General features: G+C 30.7%; 17 protein-coding genes. 7 read left to right on the top strand and 10 right to left on the bottom strand.

Features of this window, described 5'->3' with window-relative positions; translation table 11 throughout:
- Positions 1–42 precede the first annotated feature (42 nt).
- The 3 genes from AC5SLZ_RS01860 to AC5SLZ_RS01850 all read right to left on the bottom strand — a co-directional run bounded on the left by AC5SLZ_RS01860 (position 43) and on the right by AC5SLZ_RS01850 (position 4,805).
- Positions 43–2,148, bottom strand: coding sequence for an autotransporter family protein (locus tag AC5SLZ_RS01860; protein ID WP_494615930.1), 2,106 nt, complete (start codon positions 2,146–2,148; stop codon positions 43–45).
- 226 nt (positions 2,149–2,374) lie between these two features.
- Entirely contained in the window at positions 2,375–4,660 is a 2,286-nt protein-coding gene (locus AC5SLZ_RS01855; protein ID WP_494615929.1) for an autotransporter outer membrane beta-barrel domain-containing protein, read from the bottom strand.
- A 4-nt stretch (positions 4,661–4,664) separates the two neighbouring features.
- On the bottom strand, positions 4,665–4,805 hold the full coding sequence (locus AC5SLZ_RS01850) for a hypothetical protein (RefSeq protein WP_196228261.1): 141 nt from the start codon (positions 4,803–4,805) through the stop codon (positions 4,665–4,667).
- Between the two features lie 151 nt (positions 4,806–4,956).
- Here AC5SLZ_RS01850 and AC5SLZ_RS01845 point away from each other — a divergent pair, with 151 nt between their 5' ends.
- A complete protein-coding gene (locus tag AC5SLZ_RS01845) occupies positions 4,957–7,110 on the top strand; it encodes an autotransporter domain-containing protein (RefSeq protein WP_494615927.1) in 2,154 nt (717 codons plus the stop codon).
- A 57-nt stretch (positions 7,111–7,167) separates the two neighbouring features.
- Positions 7,168–7,446 carry a hypothetical protein gene (locus AC5SLZ_RS01840; protein WP_494615925.1) on the top strand — a complete coding sequence of 93 codons (279 nt, stop codon included), beginning with the start codon at positions 7,168–7,170 and terminating at the stop codon, positions 7,444–7,446.
- Between the two features lie 8 nt (positions 7,447–7,454).
- Here AC5SLZ_RS01840 and AC5SLZ_RS01835 read toward each other — a convergent pair whose 3' ends face one another.
- Positions 7,455–9,596, bottom strand: coding sequence for an autotransporter domain-containing protein (locus AC5SLZ_RS01835; protein ID WP_494615923.1), 2,142 nt, complete (start codon positions 9,594–9,596; stop codon positions 7,455–7,457).
- A 135-nt stretch (positions 9,597–9,731) separates the two neighbouring features.
- On the opposite strand from AC5SLZ_RS01835, the gene AC5SLZ_RS01830 reads away from it, so the two are divergent.
- Both AC5SLZ_RS01830 and AC5SLZ_RS01825 read left to right on the top strand, forming a co-directional pair.
- Positions 9,732–10,727 (top strand): MarR family transcriptional regulator, encoded by a 996-nt coding sequence (locus AC5SLZ_RS01830; RefSeq protein WP_494615921.1) that lies wholly within the window; start codon positions 9,732–9,734, stop codon positions 10,725–10,727.
- A 12-nt stretch (positions 10,728–10,739) separates the two neighbouring features.
- Positions 10,740–11,600: a bile acid:sodium symporter family protein gene (locus AC5SLZ_RS01825; protein ID WP_028037201.1), complete on the top strand. Its 861-nt coding sequence runs from the start codon at positions 10,740–10,742 to the stop codon at positions 11,598–11,600.
- Positions 11,601–11,612: 12 nt separating this feature from the next.
- Here the strand turns inward: AC5SLZ_RS01825 and AC5SLZ_RS01820 are convergent, their stop codons facing one another.
- Positions 11,613–12,026, bottom strand: a complete 414-nt coding sequence (locus AC5SLZ_RS01820; RefSeq protein ID WP_028037202.1) for an adenylyl-sulfate kinase — start codon at positions 12,024–12,026, stop codon at positions 11,613–11,615.
- 2 nt (positions 12,027–12,028) lie between these two features.
- Positions 12,029–13,165, bottom strand: coding sequence for an aromatic ring-hydroxylating oxygenase subunit alpha (locus tag AC5SLZ_RS01815; RefSeq protein WP_494615920.1), 1,137 nt, complete (start codon positions 13,163–13,165; stop codon positions 12,029–12,031).
- Between the two features lie 157 nt (positions 13,166–13,322).
- On the opposite strand from AC5SLZ_RS01815, the gene AC5SLZ_RS01810 reads away from it, so the two are divergent.
- The 3 genes from AC5SLZ_RS01810 to AC5SLZ_RS01800 all read left to right on the top strand — a co-directional run bounded on the left by AC5SLZ_RS01810 (position 13,323) and on the right by AC5SLZ_RS01800 (position 16,104).
- Positions 13,323–14,051, top strand: coding sequence for a methylenetetrahydrofolate reductase (locus AC5SLZ_RS01810; RefSeq protein WP_028037204.1), 729 nt, complete (start codon positions 13,323–13,325; stop codon positions 14,049–14,051).
- A complete protein-coding gene (locus tag AC5SLZ_RS01805) occupies positions 14,044–15,402 on the top strand; it encodes an aminomethyltransferase family protein (RefSeq protein ID WP_494615918.1) in 1,359 nt (452 codons plus the stop codon). The genes AC5SLZ_RS01810 and AC5SLZ_RS01805 overlap by 8 nt, the downstream gene beginning before the upstream one ends.
- A gap of 156 nt (positions 15,403–15,558) precedes the next feature.
- The gene (locus AC5SLZ_RS01800) at positions 15,559–16,104 is read left to right on the top strand and encodes a hypothetical protein (protein WP_494615917.1); all 546 of its coding nucleotides are present in this window, start codon (positions 15,559–15,561) and stop codon (positions 16,102–16,104) included.
- Here AC5SLZ_RS01800 and AC5SLZ_RS01795 read toward each other — a convergent pair.
- From AC5SLZ_RS01795 to AC5SLZ_RS01780, 4 genes are read right to left on the bottom strand one after another with little or no spacing between them, the layout of a single operon-like run.
- Complete coding sequence (locus AC5SLZ_RS01795; RefSeq protein ID WP_196228262.1) at positions 16,101–16,268, bottom strand: hypothetical protein; 168 nt, start codon at positions 16,266–16,268, stop codon at positions 16,101–16,103. The two genes, AC5SLZ_RS01800 and AC5SLZ_RS01795, sit on opposite strands and share 4 nt — an antisense overlap.
- On the bottom strand, positions 16,261–16,872 hold the full coding sequence (locus AC5SLZ_RS01790; RefSeq protein ID WP_494615915.1) for a DUF3726 domain-containing protein: 612 nt from the start codon (positions 16,870–16,872) through the stop codon (positions 16,261–16,263). Before AC5SLZ_RS01790 ends, AC5SLZ_RS01795 begins: the two co-directional genes overlap by 8 nt.
- 2 nt (positions 16,873–16,874) lie before the next feature.
- On the bottom strand, positions 16,875–18,536 hold the full coding sequence (locus tag AC5SLZ_RS01785) for a hypothetical protein (RefSeq protein ID WP_494615914.1): 1,662 nt from the start codon (positions 18,534–18,536) through the stop codon (positions 16,875–16,877).
- Positions 18,537–18,538: 2 nt separating this feature from the next.
- Complete coding sequence (locus AC5SLZ_RS01780; protein WP_494615913.1) at positions 18,539–19,504, bottom strand: membrane dipeptidase; 966 nt, start codon at positions 19,502–19,504, stop codon at positions 18,539–18,541.
- Positions 19,505–19,568 lie beyond the last annotated feature (64 nt).

Genomic DNA, 19,568 nt, shown 5'->3' with positions numbered 1-19,568 from the left:
AATTAAAGTCATTGAATAAATAATTAAAGATTATAGATATTGTTAAAATGGTTTACTTACTTTAATTGCAAACTCATTCTCATAATCTTTATTATTTTTGATTAATCTTCTGATAGAAGTTGAAAGATACCAACTATCAATTAAATTTAACTCAAAGCCTAATTCTAATTTTACAGAATTTAAATAGTTTTTTTTTACAGTATAATTGTATTTGGTGTTAGGATCAGAAATATATGATGCCTGAGCTTCTGAATTAGGAGTTAAATTTTCAAAAAATTCAATTCTACCATAGGGTAAAAAATACCCTTTCTTAATTTTTTTTTTATATTTTGTTAAAGCACCAATTGAAATAGATCTATTTTTTAATTTTTGTTCTTCGAATTTTAATGCCTGAATATTGCCTGACTCTGAAAAGCTTTCTAATTTAGACAATCCATAATCAACTCTTCCATAAAATAATGATGTAAAGTTATCTTTATCAAATATTTTGTTCAATTTAATTGAAGCAAAATATTGCTTAATATCTCTATTTCCGGTTAAAGTATTGGAAGTATTAGCTTCCTCTATTCTTGTAAGATCATTTTCAATATATCCATAACCTACCAAACCATCAATAAATGTTGATTTATTGTTATGCCAGCTTGAATATAATGTTGCACTTTTTGCATTAGACTTAATTTTAGTACCTAATTTTCCTACATCGGTATCTTCATCTTGCAATCTAATGGCTATACCAAAAAGAGTATTTTTCTTAATAATTCTATCTATTCCAAGTGTTAAGGCATCTGAGTCGAACTTTTGGTTTACGCTACCTGATTTAAGTTTGATTTTACCTTTTTTAAAGTATCCAGAGCTCCAAACTTTCCACTCTTGAGGAAATGTTCCATATTCATTTTTTAAATATTGTGAAAGAGGCAGTTCACTTACAAATTTTTTAATATTCTTGTTAGAAAGTTTTTGTTCCTTATCAACATCACCTTTTAAAAGATATGCATCTAATAATTTTGCATATGGATAGGTACCTTTACTTGTCATATCAAGACTTATGCCAAGATCTTGAAATTTAATATTGTCATTTTTTTTTGTGGTTCGATGCCATTCCATCCTCTCTAAAACAGGATAAGTTGAGCTATAAATAAACCTTTTTGCACTTTCTGATTGTCCTTCAACTATCCCAACTAATTCTTTATCGTCAAATACATTGTAATCATCTGACTCAGTTGAATTAATTGACAGCGTAGTTAGACCTGAAGCAGTAGCAGTTTCTCCAGCTGTCCCTCCATATTCAATAATATAAGCGTCTACACCTTCGTCATCACATGGCAAGTCATTCCACCCAACGCCATTACCATATAAGTGGGCACAATCTTCATCCCCTCCACCCTCGCCAGGATGATCATTTGGTTCACCATTTTTCCAATCTTCATAGGAATAACCTGTTGCAACTGAGCATTCATTTGATGCAGCTGGAGCTTTTACATTGCCATTTCCAAGAAGAACCTCAACTTGACAATGAAAGGTTTTTCCATTTTCAGGACCCGATACCCACTGCCAAGTACCTTCAGTTGGTTGACCTGTACTATAAGAGGTGGATGTATATGTTGAATTATCAGAAGCACCCATCCAAGTATTTGTTGAAATTTTAGATTTTAAAAAATTATTTTCTGATTCAGAAGTAACGGTTACTAGGTATCCAGTTAAACCCTCATATGTTGAAGCTTCAGCTGCAGTTTTTGCTGCTGCCCATTCAACAGAACTACTAGGTACTAACTGATAATAATGACCATTAGCTGGGTTATAATTATTACCAGCCGGAGTAACAGAAACAATTATTGTTGTCCCTGTTGAGCCATCTCCTTTAAATGAGAGTGTAGCTAATGCATTATTAATGTAAGCTTGAGTTCCTCTAAATCCTATTTCGGTAAGAGAGGAGCCGGTACATTGAACAGGTGCACTACTTCCATCACTAGTGTAGCCACAATAACCATTAGCCTGATCAGTATTTGAAGTACTTGTTATTTTGATGTTCCCAGCAGAAGCAGTAGCAGAAACTAAAAGAGTTCCTGTATACCCTGAAATACTTGGGGTAACACCAGAACTAGATAATAAAACAAAATCAGTTGTATCAGCAGTTAATGATGTAGGCATAGTAACCTCTCCTGAATAAACTATTTTTGAACTAAAAAAGATGGTCAAAAAAAAGAAGCTATAAATATATCTAGCTAGTTTTCTTAAAAAAAATCCCATAGTGGAAAATAGCCTATAAATTTTATTTTATTAACTAACATATCTTTGTTAGTGCTCAAACCGGGCGTTAATTTAGTAAATTTTATAATGATTTTATTAAGCTTTTAGAATTTATTAAAAATATAAACTAAAAGATTTTCTTTAAACTAATCATTGCTTCATCAATTATATTTGGTTTTAAAACATCTTGATTGTTTAATTTAAAATCAATTTCAAAATCATTGATATTTTTACTTATCTTAAATTCAGATCCTAAATTTTCTGAGCCTACTAATTTAAAAGCATAATTAGTTTTTCTATTAGGAAGATATCCTATCGCTAAATATATTTTATCAGTATGCCCTACTCCTAATGCTTGATTTCTTTCATAGATTAAAAAGATGCTAAAACTATCAGGTAAAATTATATCTATACCAACTTCACCATTTAAATTGTGTAAAGCACCTGAATTTAGCTTGGTATCAAATTCACCACTTGTTGCATCAGAGACATAAGAATATTTTATATTTGAAGACCGACGTAAATTTGCTTTGTATTCTAATTTTCCATGCTTTCTAATTTTATATTTATCATTCTCTAATTCATCAACTGCTGCAATTGAAAGCCTTGCATTCCTTGATTGTATACTTTGCTTTTCATATTTCATGGCAGAAGAGCCACTTTCCTGATAATCATTTAATAAAGTGTAACCAAGATCTATTTGTGCTGAAGGAATGAGGATTAAATTATTTTTCTTGATCTCATCTTTTAATTTAATTGTTCCATATATTTGTCTACCTTTTCTATCAGCGGTTACACGTTGACCATCAAGCACTGATAAAATATCCGAGTTAAGAACACCTACTCCAATAATTGTGTCTATAAATTTTGTATCATCTTCAATTGGGGATGAGGTATAATGGGTTAAATTATAAGTATCTGTATCTAAATTGCTTCCAGCTGTTCCAACATCAATATCATTTTTACCAAATCTAAAGGCTAGTCCTCTTATGCCATTATTATTAGTAAATTTATCTGCTCCAACTGTAATTGCATTAGTTTTAACATTTTTAAATGAAGAAACATTTGTCTCTCCTACTCTGCCAACTGCAATACTTCCTTCACTCCAATAAAATACATCTTGTTGTTTTTCCTCTTTTTTCTTTGTAGTAGCTGAGGTTTTTACAACTTTAGTAAGAGAGGCAAGCATTTGATTGGTAAAATTAAAATCTAAATTAAGATTAGTTAAGTTTTGACTATCTTTATTTCTTCTAATCCACTTCAATCTATTTAAAGCAGTGTCCGTTGAGTGTTCTATAGTTCTTGTTGCAACTTCTATTTGTGCAATGGCTATTCCTGTTCTTTCATTATTTTCTGTAATCGAAGGGCATGATCCAGAAAAAATAGTAAATGGACAGACTAAATCATATTCCATTATCTGATCAAAACTATCTTGCCCATAATCGTTTCCAATGTATAATTTTAAACCACTTGAGCTAAATGCAACTCCTCTAGGCTGAAGATTTGTTTGAGATGCAGTTCTGAGATTAAATTTACCATCCATAACAAATGATGAAGTATCAAAAGCATTTGTAAGGGAAATCTGACTAATGCCTTCATTATTAGTGTTGTGACTAATAATAAAGATTCTTTTTCCATTAGCGCTAAACCTAATTCCTGCTGAGTTGATTACATCAGCAGTAGTACCTGTACCCATCTCAATTCCGGCCGTTGTTACAAGTTGAATTGAAGTTGTGTCGTACGGGGTTGAAAGTGTGTACTCTAATAATTTAGCAGAACTATCATTAGCAAACCAACTCAAAAATAATTTCGTACCGGTGTTGTTAAATTCAAAACCTTGAAGCCTAATGTTTTCATGTCCTTCATAACTTTCATCAACCCCTGAAAAATCTCCAGCTGCACTACCACTTAAATTAGCAATGGTATCAAGGTCAGTCTCTTGTGCAAACTGACAAGTAGAAATATCATAAGGTGTAGTTAAATCATATCTAAAAAGGTTATCACTATCAGCACTATTACTACGCGTTCTGCTCGCAACAAATAATTTTGTTCCATCATGACTTAATTCTAAATCATATACAGCTCGGACACCATCAATTGGAACTTCACTCATTGCACATCTTTCACTATCACCTGCATAAGTTCTTGAGCTTATATCGTAAGGTGTACTTAAATTAAATTCAGAAACAAGAACAGTATCCTTTGCAGTTTCTTGTGCCTGAGTGGAACTCATAAAAAGTTTTGTTCCATCTTTGTTAAATTCAATACCAGCTACACCTCTAATTTGACTTTTTGCACTTGACTGATCATCAAATATTATAGTTTGCACGTGTGTAAGGGTTGCTTCTCCAAACGAATTGGTGATAGGAAATATAAATAATAAAATTAGAATAAAGTTTTTTATAAATTTCATAAGATTAAAATGTTGCTGACAATTTAATACTCAGGTCTTTAAATTGTTTATTTATCAGTTCAACTATTCCAGCTTGTGCTTGCATCAAAATAAAAAATGATGACACAAGTAAACCAACAGCTAATTTTCTTAAAATAAATCGCATAGTGTAAATTAACATATAAAATTTATAATATTACTTAACCTATTCTAGTTTGTGCTCAAACCGGGCAGAAATTCTACTATGGGCGTGCGTTTTATCGAAGATAAAATAATCTTCACCATAAATTCAAATATATAAATTTTAATAAATCAAGATGCTTAATTTAATAAAAAAAAGTAAAAAATTAATTATAAAAAGTGCTCTTAAACTAAAAATAATTATTATTTTATTTGGATTTTTTTTCTCATCACTCTCTTTAGCTGAACCTACATTTATTGCTAATCTTGATATCAGCAGCGATGAAGGAAGCGCTACTGGGATAACATTTAAACCTGATGGTACCAAAATGTATATTACAGGAATTGGTGCTGCTAAAATATTACAATATAATCTAACGACAGCTTTTGATATTACTTCAGCAACTTTAGAAAAGTCTGTGGCAATCGGAGCACGAGAGAGTAAACCAGAAGATGTAAAATTTAATTCAGATGGAACTGTAATTTTTATTTTAGGAACTCAAAATGGTCGTAATGGGATTGATAGATGGTCTTTAAGTACACCCTATGATATTGGATCGATCACTGCAGCAGATAGCGATCATACTGAAATTGGTGGTGATCCAAGAGGATTAGCTTTTAATAATGATGGAACAAAAATGTTTGTTTTGAATCAGACAAATAAGCGGGTAGAAGAATATAATCTTTCAACACCATATAACCCTGATACTAAAACTTTAACCAACACACTTACTAATGCAACAAGTAGTAATTTTCATCAAGGACTAGGCTTCAATGCTGATGGATCAAAAATGTTTGTAGTAAAATCAAGAGGTAGCTCTAACACTGATAATAAAATTGATGAATACGCTTTATCTACTGCTTTCGATATATCAAGCTCAAGCGCAACATTAACTGGTACATTCTCACCAACTCATTCCAGTGCTGAATACTTAAGTGGCATAGCTTTCAATGGTTCTGGAACAAAAATGTATCACATAAATTGGAATGGTGATGAAGTTCGAGAGTATAGCTTAACTTGTCCTTTTAAAGTTACTAGTTCATCAACGTGTGACGCACCACAAAAAAATAAAGATGTAAGGGGTGTAGTTGATGCACAAATTAATACTGCTAAAAATTTTGCTAAAGACTCAAGTCAGTCTGCTTTAAAAAGATTATCTATTTTAAGAGCGAATAAATACTACAACGCAAGTGCACAAAATATAGAGTTAAACTTTCAAAATGAATTATTAAAGAAAGTATCCAATAATGTTTTAAGTTCTGCACAAGCTAAATTAAACCCACTTCAAAAATTAGATCAAATTTTACCTGATGATTGGGAGGTATGGTCTGAAGGTAGCATTAGTTTTGGAAAAATTGGTGAGAGCTCCTTAAGTTCTGCTCAAGATATTGATAGCCTTGGTATAACCGTGGGAGTTGATACAAAAATGGATGATGACCAAATATTAGGAGTTGCTTTAAGAGTGGGTAGCACTGATGTTGATGTTGGAACCTTTGGTTCTAAAGTTGATACAAATGCATTAAGTTTATCTGTTTATGGAATTAATAGTTTAGAAAACAGTAATTTTTTAAAACACGTTTTTGGAGTTAGTTATTTAGATAGTGATATTGTAAGAAAATATGAAGGAAATACCGACATAAATATTGGTGACCGTGAAGGTAAGCAGGTTTTTGGTTCACTTAATTTTGGAAGAGAGTATGAAAATGGTGATTTAATTATTACTCCAACAGGTCGTATCGATGGAAGTTATACAGCACTTAATGGTTATACAGAAAGTGGCATTGCAGCACTTAGTTATAATGATCAAGACATTAAATCTTTAATGGCTTCTTTAGGAGTATTAATAGACCAAGATTTTGATCTAGAAAATTCAACTGTAAGATCTAGAATTAATCTTGAATACAGTAAAGAGTTTGCCTCAAGCTCTAAGGTGGTAACAAGCTACGTATCAAACAGTGAAAGTTTTGAATATCAAGCTGATAACAAAAATAGAGATATATACACAGCAGGACTTGGTTTAGATTTTAAGCATGACCAAGGGTTAACAATTAGTACTGATTACGAAAGACAGCAAATCAAGGGTCATGGTTATATTAATAAATTTACATTATCAGCAGGCTTTTTATATAGAAAAGAAACAGAGTTTGCACTTGGTCTTGATGAAGAAATGACTTCGAGCTTTAAAATTTCTAAAGCACTGGGTGTGTTTGATTTAGAATTTGATTTAGAAAATAATTTTTCAAATCAAGAAAACCATAATGTCAACTTATCTCTATTAAGTAAATTTTAGTGAGTAAAATAAAAATAGTTTTCTACTTAGCTTTAGCTTTTATTTTTTATAAAGGCTTTGTTGCATTTTGAAATTGGTGTTGATGACAGAGTAGCAGCTATAGAAGAAAAAGCAGATTTTGAAAAAGAAGGTGAAGTAATTGGTCTTATGATGTACTTGGGCGACCCACCAGAATTATATGAACATTTATTAACTAAGAATAAATCTAGGTGTTTGGAAATGAGACAAACAGCAGAAGAGAGCTCCTTTGCATACTATGAATGCGCAAGAGTGAACGCCGTCCTTAAAGGTGGAAAAATTGTAAGCATTATTAATGAAATTGAAGTTATAGAATAATTGTTAAATTAAAATTTATTTGAAATTTCTATTTTTGCACCATAGTCAGGTATATCACTTAAAAAATTGTAATTAGAACTCATCTTTAAATCAAATCCATTTATGTTATTGGTTAATGATAAACTGGTGTTTTCAAAATTACTCACATTAAACATAAATTTCATTTCATCAATTGGAACATAACCTACTGATAAATAAATTTCATTACTATAACCTCTTCCATTAGCTTTAAATCTTTCAAAATTTCCAACTAATGACCAGCCTGATATGGAAGTTATATCAAAACCATAACCTATTCGAAAATTGTGTTTGGATTTGTTGTCTACATTATAATTGTAAACTGTACTTTGACTATTTAGATAATAAAATTCTGCATCTGATGATGGGCTTAGATCGGCAATATACTCTAATCGACCATGGTGATTAATGATTTCATCTTCTTCTTTATCTTTATCCGTTTTATCTAAAAGGACACCGAGTGTTATTAATGCTGATTTAATATTTTGCTCTTTATAAAGTAATGCATCAGCTAAACTATCTCCAACAACAGTTCTTTCTCTAAATGCTTTAAGTTTAGTGTATCCTAAATCTAATTTAATTCCTGGATTGATATTTAAATCTTCATCAACAATTCTTTTTCCAAAATTAAATGATCCATAGATCTGTTGACCTTCTCTATTACCATGTAAAGTATTGCCATAAATAACCCTTTTTTGATCTATATCTAGTAAACTAACTCCAATTAGAGCATCTGTAAAAACATGATCCTCTCTAAGTTTAGTATCATATAAGGCAAAACTATAAGCATCAGTCTCTAATTTTGTTCCACTACTTCCAATATCAACATTATCGTTTGCATACTGAAAAACGTATCCATGCATGGCATCTCTGTCATCATCTTTAATTTTATCTGCACCGACTGAGATACCATAACTGTGAAAATCTCTTGATGATGAATTTATAGATTTGTTTTTACCTAAACTAACTCTACCTTCGCTCCATTTAAACCAATCCTCACTATCATAACTTCTATCAATTTCTTTTTTAGAATTTTTAAGAGCACTAACTAATTTTGATATTTTTTCATTTGTGAAATCAATTTCTGCATTAAGATTTGATAGATTGTCTTTATTTTTATGTCTTCTTAACCACTCAATTCGATGAAAGATTGGAAGAGTATTGTTTTTAATTATACGTTTTGATAATTCTACATTAGCTTCTATGATTGCTTTAACATCATTATTATTTGAGGCATCAATACAAGTAATTGTGCCCGCACAAGCTAGATTATACTCATAAACAACATTTGTTCCCGTGCCACTGCCTTTATCTCCCGTTACATATAGTTTTGTAAAGTTAGATGTAAATTTAAATCCTCTCATCTTACCAGTTTGTGAAACAATTGAATAACTAGTTACATGTGTAATTGTACTTACATCCCATGCAGTAGGCAGATTATACTTATTAATATCATGTCCGTTACTTCCACCGAGATACATTATGGTTCCATCTGAATTAAATTGTATATTTCTCATATCAGACTCTTCCCCTCCAAAACTATTTGAACACACATTATTTGTTGCACTCGAAACATCCCATGCTGTAGTTAAATCATATTGACTAACAACTTCAGCACCTTCTTGAGAGACAAACATACGAGTTCCATCAGGTTTAAAAGCTAGGGCTCTTGCTTGAACATTGGTACTACAATCTCCAGCTCCATTTATAATTTTTCTTGTGGCATAACTGATTGTGCTTGTGTCCCAAGCGGTTGAAAGGTTAAACTGTTGCACACCTACCTTGCCTGACTCACTTCGGATAACATACATTACTTTTCCATCTGGTTTAAATTCTATTGCATGAGGTTTGTCAAAATCATCTCCCTCGCCTTCTAAATCATTTTCTGAAATTTTAGTAGCGGTACTAATATCAAATGCAGAACTTAAAGAATATTGTATGACTGTAGGTTTTGTTTCATCAGTAGTGACATACATTATTGTACCATCTGGTTTAAAAGTTATTCCTCTAATATCTGAAGTGTCTGAAGAAATATCTTTTTCTTGTTTAAATTCTAAAAAAGCAAAAGCATTAGAATAAAATAATGCTAAAAAGCTAAATACAAAAAATGATGTCTTGAGAATTTTTTTCACCTTAGCAGATTAATGAAATTGGGATAAATACAACTGTGTTGGTGCCCAAAATGAATAAAATAAGCTAGCTATAGCCTCATTTAAAGTATTTAAATTGATATCTTGATAAGTGACCAAAATGGGTTTATTAAAATCATGAATTTACTAGCAATCATGAAATCAATACCAAGTATATCTAACGAAATAAACGAAGACAAAATTTTTGAAATTATTAATAAAAATTTTAGTAAATTAGCACCTGCATATTTCTCATTAGTTACCAATTGGCTTATCCGATCATATAGTGAGTATAGAAATATCGAAAAATTTATAATTTTAATTTATCTCATTAATAAAGATTTAATATTGTTTAGGAAAAATGGAATAATAATTGATTACGACACATTCTATAAAGATAAATCATTAGAAATTCCAAAAATTAATATTAGTGATATCTCAAGAGATCTTTTGATACCCAAAGAAAGTGTAAGACGAAAGATCGAAGCATTAGAAAAAGAAAGAGTAATTAAAAAAACTGGAAAAAAAATATTTATAGAAAGATCTGCTTACGTTACAACACAAGCCAAAAAAACTTTAGAAGAATTTAGCATCTTGGTGAGTAAGTTTAGTGAAATATTAGCATCTGAAAAAATATCCAATAAAGCTTTTAATGTAAGTGAAATTTCAAACTCAATTAAAGAAAATTTTTCTTTTTGCTGGTATCATTTTTATAAGTTTTTATTTGTTTTTACTAATCGTTGGAAAACAGACACTAAAACTCTAGATTTAGAAACTATATGTGTAGGATTTATTGTATTAATAAATACTGTGCAAAATAAAAATTTTAAAAATAAAGACTTTGATAGAGAAATATTTTTCAAAGAAGTTAAAAAAAATAATCAAGTAGGAATAAATGCGTTTTCTATATCAGATATAACAGGAATTCCTCGAGCAACAGTTGTTAGAAAATTAGAATTTTTAATTAAAAATAAATTTTTAAATAAAGATAAGAAAAAACTTTATTCTTTTTCAATGAACATAAAAACCAAACAATTTAAAATAATTAAAAAATTACAAGATAAAAATATGATCTCGTTGAGTTCTTTTTTGCACAGAGTATTTAACCAAATTAATTTAATAAGCACTAATTAAGATCGGTAAATTATGGGAATAGTAACATCAATAGCTCCAATAGCATTAGCTATCATTATGCTAGGCCTGGGTGCTTCCTTAACGTTAAGTGATTTTTCAAGAGTAATTAAAAATCCAAAAGATTTTTTTATTGGTTTTGTTTGTCAGTTATTTGTTTTACCTTTAGTTGCTTATCTACTTATTATTATTTTAAAAGTTCCAACTGAAATGGCTTTAGGAGTAATGTTGATTGCTGCTGCACCTGGAGGTGTAACTTCAAATGTTTTAACAAATTTTGCAGATGGTGATGTTGCTCTTTCAGTAACCCTTACAGCATTTATGAGTTTGGTTAGTATTATTTCTGTTCCAATCATAGTTGCTCTTGCAATAGATTTATTTGAAATCTCTTATGTGGCTAAGGAAATTTCAATGATAGGGATCTCTTTAAAAATGTTTTTTGTAGTCACAGTTCCAGTAATTATTGGAATGATTATTAGACATTTAACAGGCGATTTAATGATAAGAAATTTGAAGATAATACAAAGATCTTCGATAGCCTTATTTTTTGTTGTTTTTGCCGCAATTTATATTGAAGAGTGGAATAATATCGTAAGCTTTTTAACTAGAGCAGGAACAATAGCTTTAATCTTGAATGTAGTAATGATGATTGTAGGATTTTATGTTGCTAAATTTTTTGCATCTGGTGTAGCTCAACAAAGAGCCATTTCTCTTGAGTGTGGTTTACAAAATGGAACATTAGCAGTTTTTGTTGGAACTCAATTATTTGACAATATTGTTTATATGGTTCCAACTGCAGCTTATGCTTTAATTATGTTAGCCACAGCTTCAATTTTTGTTTGTATTTTAAGAAAATGTAATTTTGGTCAAAAATAAAATAAAAAAAACTTATTTTTTTTCTATTTCTAAAAGGATCTTTGGCGCCCATAGAACTGCATCTTGAGAGGTAACCTGAAAATTAAATTTATCTGGTTTTACAAACATTTTGTTGGTGTCATCAAACCTTCCTTCTTTAATTGTATCTACCCAAATAACAAAATCTGCCGGAAACAAAGCTCTTGCTTCAGGTGTTGGACAAACAAAATCTGCTACAACAAAATTTCCTTCTTCTTTTAGCTTAATAGCAAAATTTGCCATTCTTTTTGCTTGTCTTTTTCTTCCCTCTTCAGAAAAATCCCAATCATTGGCTTCTTTTCTAACTTCATCAGCATTTAATCTTTTAGCATTAAGCATTGGGGCAAGTTCATTTGCTAGAGTTGTTTTGCCAGATCCTGGCAGGCCCATTATTAAAATAATTTTCATCTTTATAATAAACTATTTGCTACCCATTTATGAAATTGATGAGTTGGTTGATCCATCACTGGTGAAAAGTTTCCTCCATTATAAACAGGAGAGCCTCTTCCCTTTTGCATTCCTTCAATTGCACTAATGTCCTCTAACATTACATCTTTCCAAAATCTTGCATTTTGTTTTCTCAATTCTTTAAGTTCTTCTCCATTAGCACTTTTATCTCCAATATAATACATTTCCATATGTTCTCTAGTTTTATTAATTGTAAGTGGTTCCAACCAAAAAACATAAAAATGATCTAAGTGCAAACCAATCATTACATTAGGAAACAACGCGATATATTCAGAGTTTTTAAGTGAACTTTTTTCCCAGTTTTTAAATGTATCAAATTTATTATTACCTTTTACAGGTTGCTCGTATTTCTCACTTCCTTGTCCTGCAAATCGATTAGGTAAACCTTGAATATGATAATGATCATTAATATTTGATACTTTGTTTAATTCTGGATGAATAGTTGGTAAATGATAACTTTCACAATAGTTTTCTATAGCAAATTTCCAATTACATTTAACCTCTAAATCAAAAGAACCATAATCTTTAGAATGAATTAATAATTTTTGATCTTCCTGATTAATAAATTTTGACCATCTTTGTTCAAGTGGTTTGATATAATCTTCAAACTCAATTTCATTTGCATTAATATTTACAAAAATAATATCCATCCATATTTTAGATCTGACCTCTTTTAGATTGCTACGATTCTTTTCAAATTGATCTGAGCTATGAACATTTAAACCTCCTATATGAGGTGTGGCGACCAAATTTCCTTTAAAGTCATATGCCCAGGAATGATAAGGGCATCGAATTACATTTTTTAAAGTACATGGTTTATCTATTAGCTTAAACCCTCTGTGGCTGCAGACATTATGAAATACCCTAATATTAAGATCTTTGTCTCTGACAATTATCAAAGGAATCCCGAGTAGATTGTATGGCTTCGCGTCTCCAGAATTGGGTATTGAGCTACCAACTCCTATAACTGTCCATTTATCACAAAAAATCTTATTTCTTTCATACTCTAAATAATGATCACTGGTGTAACACTCATTTGGAAGTCCATTTGCGCTCTCAATAGGTCTATCCACATTCATCAATTTCTTGATATCCAAGATCTCTGAGAGAGATTTATATTTCTGATTTTGCACCAGAAAAAATTATCATGGACATAATTTTTGGCAACAAATTTCCATTTTAAGCCATGATGAATTTCTTTGACAGCTTTTTCAAATAAGATAATGATCGGGAAAAATGAACTTTTCATTGGAAATTGGTCCTCATACTGACCTTGAAACTTTGCCACCTGTAAAGGATGTTTACGTTACAATGTTACCTGGTGGAGATTATAAAGAGACTGCTGATAAATCAGGAGACCTTGTAAAAAAAGGTTTTAATCCTGTTCCTCATTTTCCAGCCCGATCAATAAACAATGAAGATGAATTAAAAGATTATGTATCGAGATGTAAAGATCAAGGTGTTAAACAAGCTTTAGTTATTGGTGGAAGTAGAGAGCCGATTGGTAAGTTTGATAGCTCGTATCAAATTTTAGAAACAGGTTATTTTGAAGGAATTAAAATTGGTATTGCAGGACATCCAGAGGGAAGCCCTGATATACCAGAACAAAATTTAGAAAAAGCAATGATAGATAAAAAGCCTTATGCAGATTACATAGTAACTCAATGGTTATTAGATAGTCAGCCTATTGTTGATTTCATTTCTAAACAAAGCGTACCAGTGCATGTGGGTATTACTGGGCCAATGAAAATATCTAGCTTAATAAAATTTGCTAATATTGTCGGGGCGAAAAATTCCATAAATTTTCTTAAATCTAATTTTAGTAAGGCGTTAGATTTATTGAAACCTAAAGACCCTAATGATTTAATTGGGAAAGTTAAATCGCATACTGATAACTTCCACATTTATACATTCGGCGGCTTGAAGGAAACAAACAAGTGGTTGAAGGAGAATAGTTATGTCTAGTGAGTTTGACTATACTAAGTTAAAACATGCTACTTCAGTTGATCAATCTGATCGTGCAGTACCATACAATTTAAGACAAAGTGGGCCAACAAAAGTTGAATTACTTATCTCAACAAGAGTAAGAAAATCACCTTATTGGCATTTATCAATGCAGGCAGGTTGCTGGAGAGCAACTGTTTACAATCGTATTTATCACCCAAGAGGTTATGTAAAACCAGAAGATGGTGGAGCAATGGTTGAATATGATGCAATTGTAAATCACGTTACTATGTGGAACGTTGCTGTTGAAAGACAAATCAGAGTTAAGGGTCCGGATGCAGAAAAATTTACTGACTATGTAATAACTAGAGATGCTACAAAAATTTCTCCTATGAGAGCAAGATATGTAATCTTGTGTAATGCATATGGTGGAGTTTTAAACGATCCAATTCTTCTTAGAATTTCTGAAGATGAATTTTGGTTTTCATTATCAGACTCTGATATTGGCATGTACCTTCAGGGTGTAAATGCTGATGGAAGATTTGATTGTACAATTGAAGAAATTGATGTCAGTCCTGTACAAATACAAGGACCTAAATCAAAAGCTTTAATGAAAGATCTTTGTGGGGATCAAGTTGATTTTGACAATATGCCTTTCTACGGTTTAGCAGAAGTTAAAGTAGGTGGAAGAAGTTGTGTCATTTCACAATCTGGTTTCTCTGGAGAAGCTGGGTATGAAATATACTTAAGAGACTCTACTTTATATGCTGAGGATATGTGGAATGCTGTTCTTGAAGCAGGTAAAAAACATAGCCTAATGGTTATTGCTCCTGCTCACCATAGAAGAATTCAAGCAGGAATTCTTTCATGGGGTCAAGATATGGATGCTCAACATAATCCGTTTCAGTGTAACCTAGGTTACCAAGTTTCATTATCTGGAAAAGGCGAATGGAACAAAAAAGGTGATTATGTCGGTAAAGCTGCATTAGAAAAAATGGGCGCAGAACTTAAAGATGGTAAAAAACCTTACAAGCTTCAATTAGTTGGGCTTGAATTAGGTGGAAAACCAATTGAAGAGTATGCTCCTGATTTTTGGCTAGTATCACCTGAGAATGGTGGAGATCCTGTTGGATTTATTACCTCTCCTTGGTATCACCCAGAGAAAAAACAAAACATTGCTATGGGATATGTGCCATTTGATGGAACATTAAACTCTAATGGTTTTCCAAAAGGTACTATTGGAACTAAATTTAAAGTTCACTTACCTGAAAAATACTCTGACACACCAGGAACACCTGTTGATGCAGTAGTAGTGGATATTCCATTCAAAGAGTCTTTCAATGCTAATACTAGAGAAGTCGTAAAAGGCTAAATTTATTATTGTGGGGGAGTAATATTAAAGCTCCCCCATATTCTCAATGACTAAAGGCTTTTTAATCGTAATTTGCATTATCATTGCGATTGCTTTAATAATATTTCCGCTACTAATTTCTTATAAAGCACAAAAAAATAAAAAGAATAAAGATTAATGTTTGGTGAATTTTTAAATATAGTTTTTAAGTCAATTAAATTAGACAAATCTCTATATACAGATAATAAAAACTTTGGTGAAGCCTCTGTTTATTTTGCTGGTCTTATAATGATCTTAGATGGAATTGCAGGTGCGGTAGCTGCAAACACAGTAATTAAAACTGCTGTTGCAATGTCTGGTCTAACATCAATTCTAACTTGGTTGGTGTGGGCAATCTTTATATATGTAATTGGAGTTAAACTTTTTCCAGACAAGAAAACAAAAGTTCCTTTTAAAAAAGTGTTAACAGCAGTTGGCTTTGCTCATGCACCAGGTTTACTAAGATTTTTTGCGGTAACGCCAAATATGATGATACCTATAATTTTTCTTACACAATTTTGGATTTTTGCAGGATTAATTATCTCTACAAAACATGTGCTGGGTTTAAGATCGAGTATTAAATCTTTCGGAATTGTATTTTTATCATTCCTTATAATCGCATTTTTATCTATTTCTTTTGTAATGAGCAGAATGAATATGCTACCTGTTAATCAGATTAGCTAAATTGGAAAAATAGTTTTAGAAACTCTGCACGACGAACACAATTTATAACTAGTTAAAATTAAATTTTGTGAAACGCTCTCGTCCTCTTTTTTGCATTCATCACAAATATTATTTAATTCTCTCATTATTTCTTCATCTTTTTTATCATCTAAATTATCAGTCATTATCTGTAAGTCCTGCACCAGCTGCACCTTTTTTTAAACTATCACTTTCCTCTACAAAAGTATCTTCTGCTAATTTGTAAAGACTATTCCACTCTGACTCTGTGAAATTATCTTCATTATCAATAAATTTAATCTCAATTTCATTTGCAAATTCAGGAATTTCTCGATTTAAAAAACTTGAGCAAATATTTACATTTAAATTGAGTAAAATTTCATTTTGATCCAATCTTACAAGTATTTTTTTTCCACTAATTTCTGAAGCTCTACTTAAAAAGGGTAAAAAAATAACAGGATATGCAATTTTTTTAAACTTTATTAATTTGAAAATTTCTACTGATTTAATCTGATCTAAAAAACTAATACCAAGTATAATTGGACAATAGGCATCAGATGAAGTCTCGTTTATTTCACTGATTAAATTTAAATCTTCAAATTTTTTTATTGGTTTATCTTTATAATATTTATTTAAATTTTTAATTCCTTGAAAACCGAACAACTCTAGTTGACGAATGGACTTTCCAATTTCTTCAGAATTGCCCCAGGAATAACCAACTGCTCTACTTGCTCTTTTAACCGCAGTTTCAATTTCACTTAAAGATCTCATTATTAATTATTCGCTTTATAAACCCACTGCTCATCGTAATTTTTTAATTCTGTTGGTAAGGGAGCTCCTTGAAACATGCAAATTCTTAGCCACTTGTCTGATCTTGGATCAAACTTTAACGCTCCAAAAAAAGATAATTTAAGTCTCAACATGTCGATTGGAATAATGTCTTTGCCGATTGTGTTGTCTTGAATTTCAGAGTATGGAAATTTTTCTACTATAAAAGCTCGTCTGATTACGTGTCTTAATTCTGAATTTGAAGATAAAAATTGTGCAATAGTTGAGTTTTCGTTTTCAGATATAAGTTTTTCATAAAGTTTTTTTATGTCTCTTGCAATCGCCAGTGGCTGTTCAAGTTCAGAGCCATGATCTTCAAATCTATCAGCCAATCTAGGTTCTTCTTTGTTTTTAGAAATAAACCAAAAGTTTTGCTGACTTTCTTTTTGATCAAAATTTATATCTAAAATATTAGGATATTTTTTTTCTATAATTTTTTTCAATTCATTTACTGTTCTATTAGTTGGGATGTTAAAGTATTTATCTTCATCTGAGCTCATATTGCTAACAAGAGGTTCTATAATATTATTATATGGTTCCATCATTATAGAGACCACGTATTCTATGCATTCTTCGCAAACATTTTGCTCTAACCACAAATATATTTTATTAAAAGGATATTCAGTTTTAAAATCAAAGCTATTTTCAATATAATTTATAAAATTTCTAATATTTTTTAATAATGATTTGATTTTGTTTTGTTGGTATTCGCTATCAGTATTCCAACTAGTAATGTTTGTTAGTGATTTTTTTATACAATCTATAAAAAGCTCAGAATCTTTTTCTTGAACTTCTTTTATCTCTCTAATTTTTTTTAAAGCTGTTTCTCTACTTAAAATCCAATTATTTAATAATGTTGGATGATTGACTATAAAGGGAGCCATTCCAAGACCTGTTGAATTGCCTATCCCTAAATTTTTACAGATCTTTTTATCTAACTTTACTGCTATTTTTGGATTTTTATAATGAGCGACATGATTAACTTGATCAAATGTAAATTGTCTAACCAAATACACCAGCATCATTTCTAATCTAAAAGGACCATTAATTTCTTCTCTATTTTTAATTCTAAATCGGTCCGCAAGGCCAAATTTGCCCGATCCATAAACAGCTGTTGTTCTGTACAAATAACCAACTTTTGATAGCAATTCTAAATCTGGTTGTTTACCCTCGCTTAAACTATCAACTACGTGATTAAAAACTCTTACAGATTTATTTGCTCTTGATAAAGTCAGCTCTTTAAATGAAAGTCTACCTACTTCTTGTTTAGGAACCTCATTTTTTAATCTTTTTATATCATCTTTACTGGGCACACCATCATGTAAAGTAAACGCTGCATCCCATTTAGTAGCTATTACCCTATCTGATCTTTCATCATCTTTAATTTGATTGGCAAAACATACTAACGAATAAACTCTATTTCCTTTTTTAAAAGAATATACAGCTTCTCCATATCCATTTTTATCAAGATTAAATAAATCTCTTGAATAATCCCAATCTTTAAATTCATTTAAAAAACTTCTCAAAAAAGATAATTTAGATTGATGAAATGAACCAAGTCTGGATAATTTCATTATTGTATTTGGGTCTCTTAATTGAATATTCATTATTAAATAGATTTATAAAAATTATACCAATTGTTTCCAAGTATTCCTTGTGTCTCACTATCTGAAAAACCTATCTTTTTAAGACCGTTTTCTATATTTTTAAATCCTCTTGCATCTTCAAACCATTCAGGTTGTTTAGGAAAGCCAGGTTTATTTTTAGATCCTTCTCCATAATTTTTACTTTTGGACCAGGTACCATTTCTCATCCATTCAACAACTGTATCAGGTTGATCCAAGCAAAGATCTGAACCAATACCGATATTTTTTAGATTCATAATATCAGCTGTTTTAGCAACCATTTCACAAAAACTTTCAATTGTACAATTAGTGTTTTCTTTTAAATGATGAGGATATAAAGATAAACCTAACATTCCTCCACTTTCACCTAGCGCTTTTAAAAGATCATTAGATTTATTTCTTTTCGCTGCATGCCAAAATGTAGGATTTGCATGAGTGATTGCTATTGGTTTTTCACTTATATCAATTGCATCAAATGTACTTTTTTCTGCTGAATGAGACATGTCAACAACTACACCTACTCTATTCATTTCTTTAATAACCTCACGTCCAAAATTTGTAACCCCACTATCAATTTTTTCATAACAGCCTGTAGCTAGCAATGATTGATTGTTATAAGTAAGCTGCATAAATCTACACCCAAGATTATGAATTTTTTCAACTAAATTAATATCATCTTCGATAGGAGAGCAATTTTGAAAACCAAAAAAAATTGCTGTCTTATTTTCACGATTTGCTTTTTCAATATCTTTATAATCTTTACCAAGGAATATTAAATCAGCGTTTTCAGAAAAAAGAATTTCCCATTTTTTAACTTCTTCTAAAAGTTCGTCATAATCCTCATGATAAACAATTGTTACATGAACTGCATCTAGTCCAGCAGATCTATTATATTCAAAAATTTTTCTAGACCAATTACAGTATTGTAAATTATCAATTTTAAAATTCATATTATGAGCAACTTTAATCAAAATGATTTTTAAATACTATTAATTTTATTGAAATTTTAAGCTA

The sequence above is a fragment of the Candidatus Pelagibacter sp. PS_06 genome, from assembly GCF_059418045.1.
The sequence above is the reverse complement of the archived record's forward strand: the minus strand, read 5'-3'. Positions and strand labels throughout refer to the sequence as shown.

What these genes read in the sequence shown, in the direction of transcription:
- AC5SLZ_RS01785 (WP_494615914.1), bottom strand. Translation starts at nt 18,536, where the DNA reads ATGAATATTCAATTAAGAGACCCAAATACAATAATGAAATTATCCAGA.
- AC5SLZ_RS01815 (WP_494615920.1), bottom strand. Translation starts at nt 13,165, where the DNA reads ATGAATGTGGATAGACCTATTGAGAGCGCAAATGGACTTCCAAATGAG.
- AC5SLZ_RS01850 (WP_196228261.1), bottom strand. Translation starts at nt 4,805, where the DNA reads ATGCGATTTATTTTAAGAAAATTAGCTGTTGGTTTACTTGTGTCATCA.
- AC5SLZ_RS01800 (WP_494615917.1), top strand. Translation starts at nt 15,559, where the DNA reads ATGTTTGGTGAATTTTTAAATATAGTTTTTAAGTCAATTAAATTAGAC.
- AC5SLZ_RS01845 (WP_494615927.1), top strand. Translation starts at nt 4,957, where the DNA reads ATGCTTAATTTAATAAAAAAAAGTAAAAAATTAATTATAAAAAGTGCT.
- AC5SLZ_RS01790 (WP_494615915.1), bottom strand. Translation starts at nt 16,872, where the DNA reads ATGAGATCTTTAAGTGAAATTGAAACTGCGGTTAAAAGAGCAAGTAGA.
- AC5SLZ_RS01855 (WP_494615929.1), bottom strand. Translation starts at nt 4,660, where the DNA reads ATGAAATTTATAAAAAACTTTATTCTAATTTTATTATTTATATTTCCT.
- AC5SLZ_RS01830 (WP_494615921.1), top strand. Translation starts at nt 9,732, where the DNA reads ATGAATTTACTAGCAATCATGAAATCAATACCAAGTATATCTAACGAA.
- AC5SLZ_RS01780 (WP_494615913.1), bottom strand. Translation starts at nt 19,504, where the DNA reads ATGAATTTTAAAATTGATAATTTACAATACTGTAATTGGTCTAGAAAA.
- AC5SLZ_RS01825 (WP_028037201.1), top strand. Translation starts at nt 10,740, where the DNA reads ATGGGAATAGTAACATCAATAGCTCCAATAGCATTAGCTATCATTATG.
- AC5SLZ_RS01860 (WP_494615930.1), bottom strand. Translation starts at nt 2,148, where the DNA reads ATGCCTACATCATTAACTGCTGATACAACTGATTTTGTTTTATTATCT.
- AC5SLZ_RS01805 (WP_494615918.1), top strand. Translation starts at nt 14,044, where the DNA reads ATGTCTAGTGAGTTTGACTATACTAAGTTAAAACATGCTACTTCAGTT.
- AC5SLZ_RS01795 (WP_196228262.1), bottom strand. Translation starts at nt 16,268, where the DNA reads ATGACTGATAATTTAGATGATAAAAAAGATGAAGAAATAATGAGAGAA.
- AC5SLZ_RS01820 (WP_028037202.1), bottom strand. Translation starts at nt 12,026, where the DNA reads ATGAAAATTATTTTAATAATGGGCCTGCCAGGATCTGGCAAAACAACT.
- AC5SLZ_RS01810 (WP_028037204.1), top strand. Translation starts at nt 13,323, where the DNA reads ATGAACTTTTCATTGGAAATTGGTCCTCATACTGACCTTGAAACTTTG.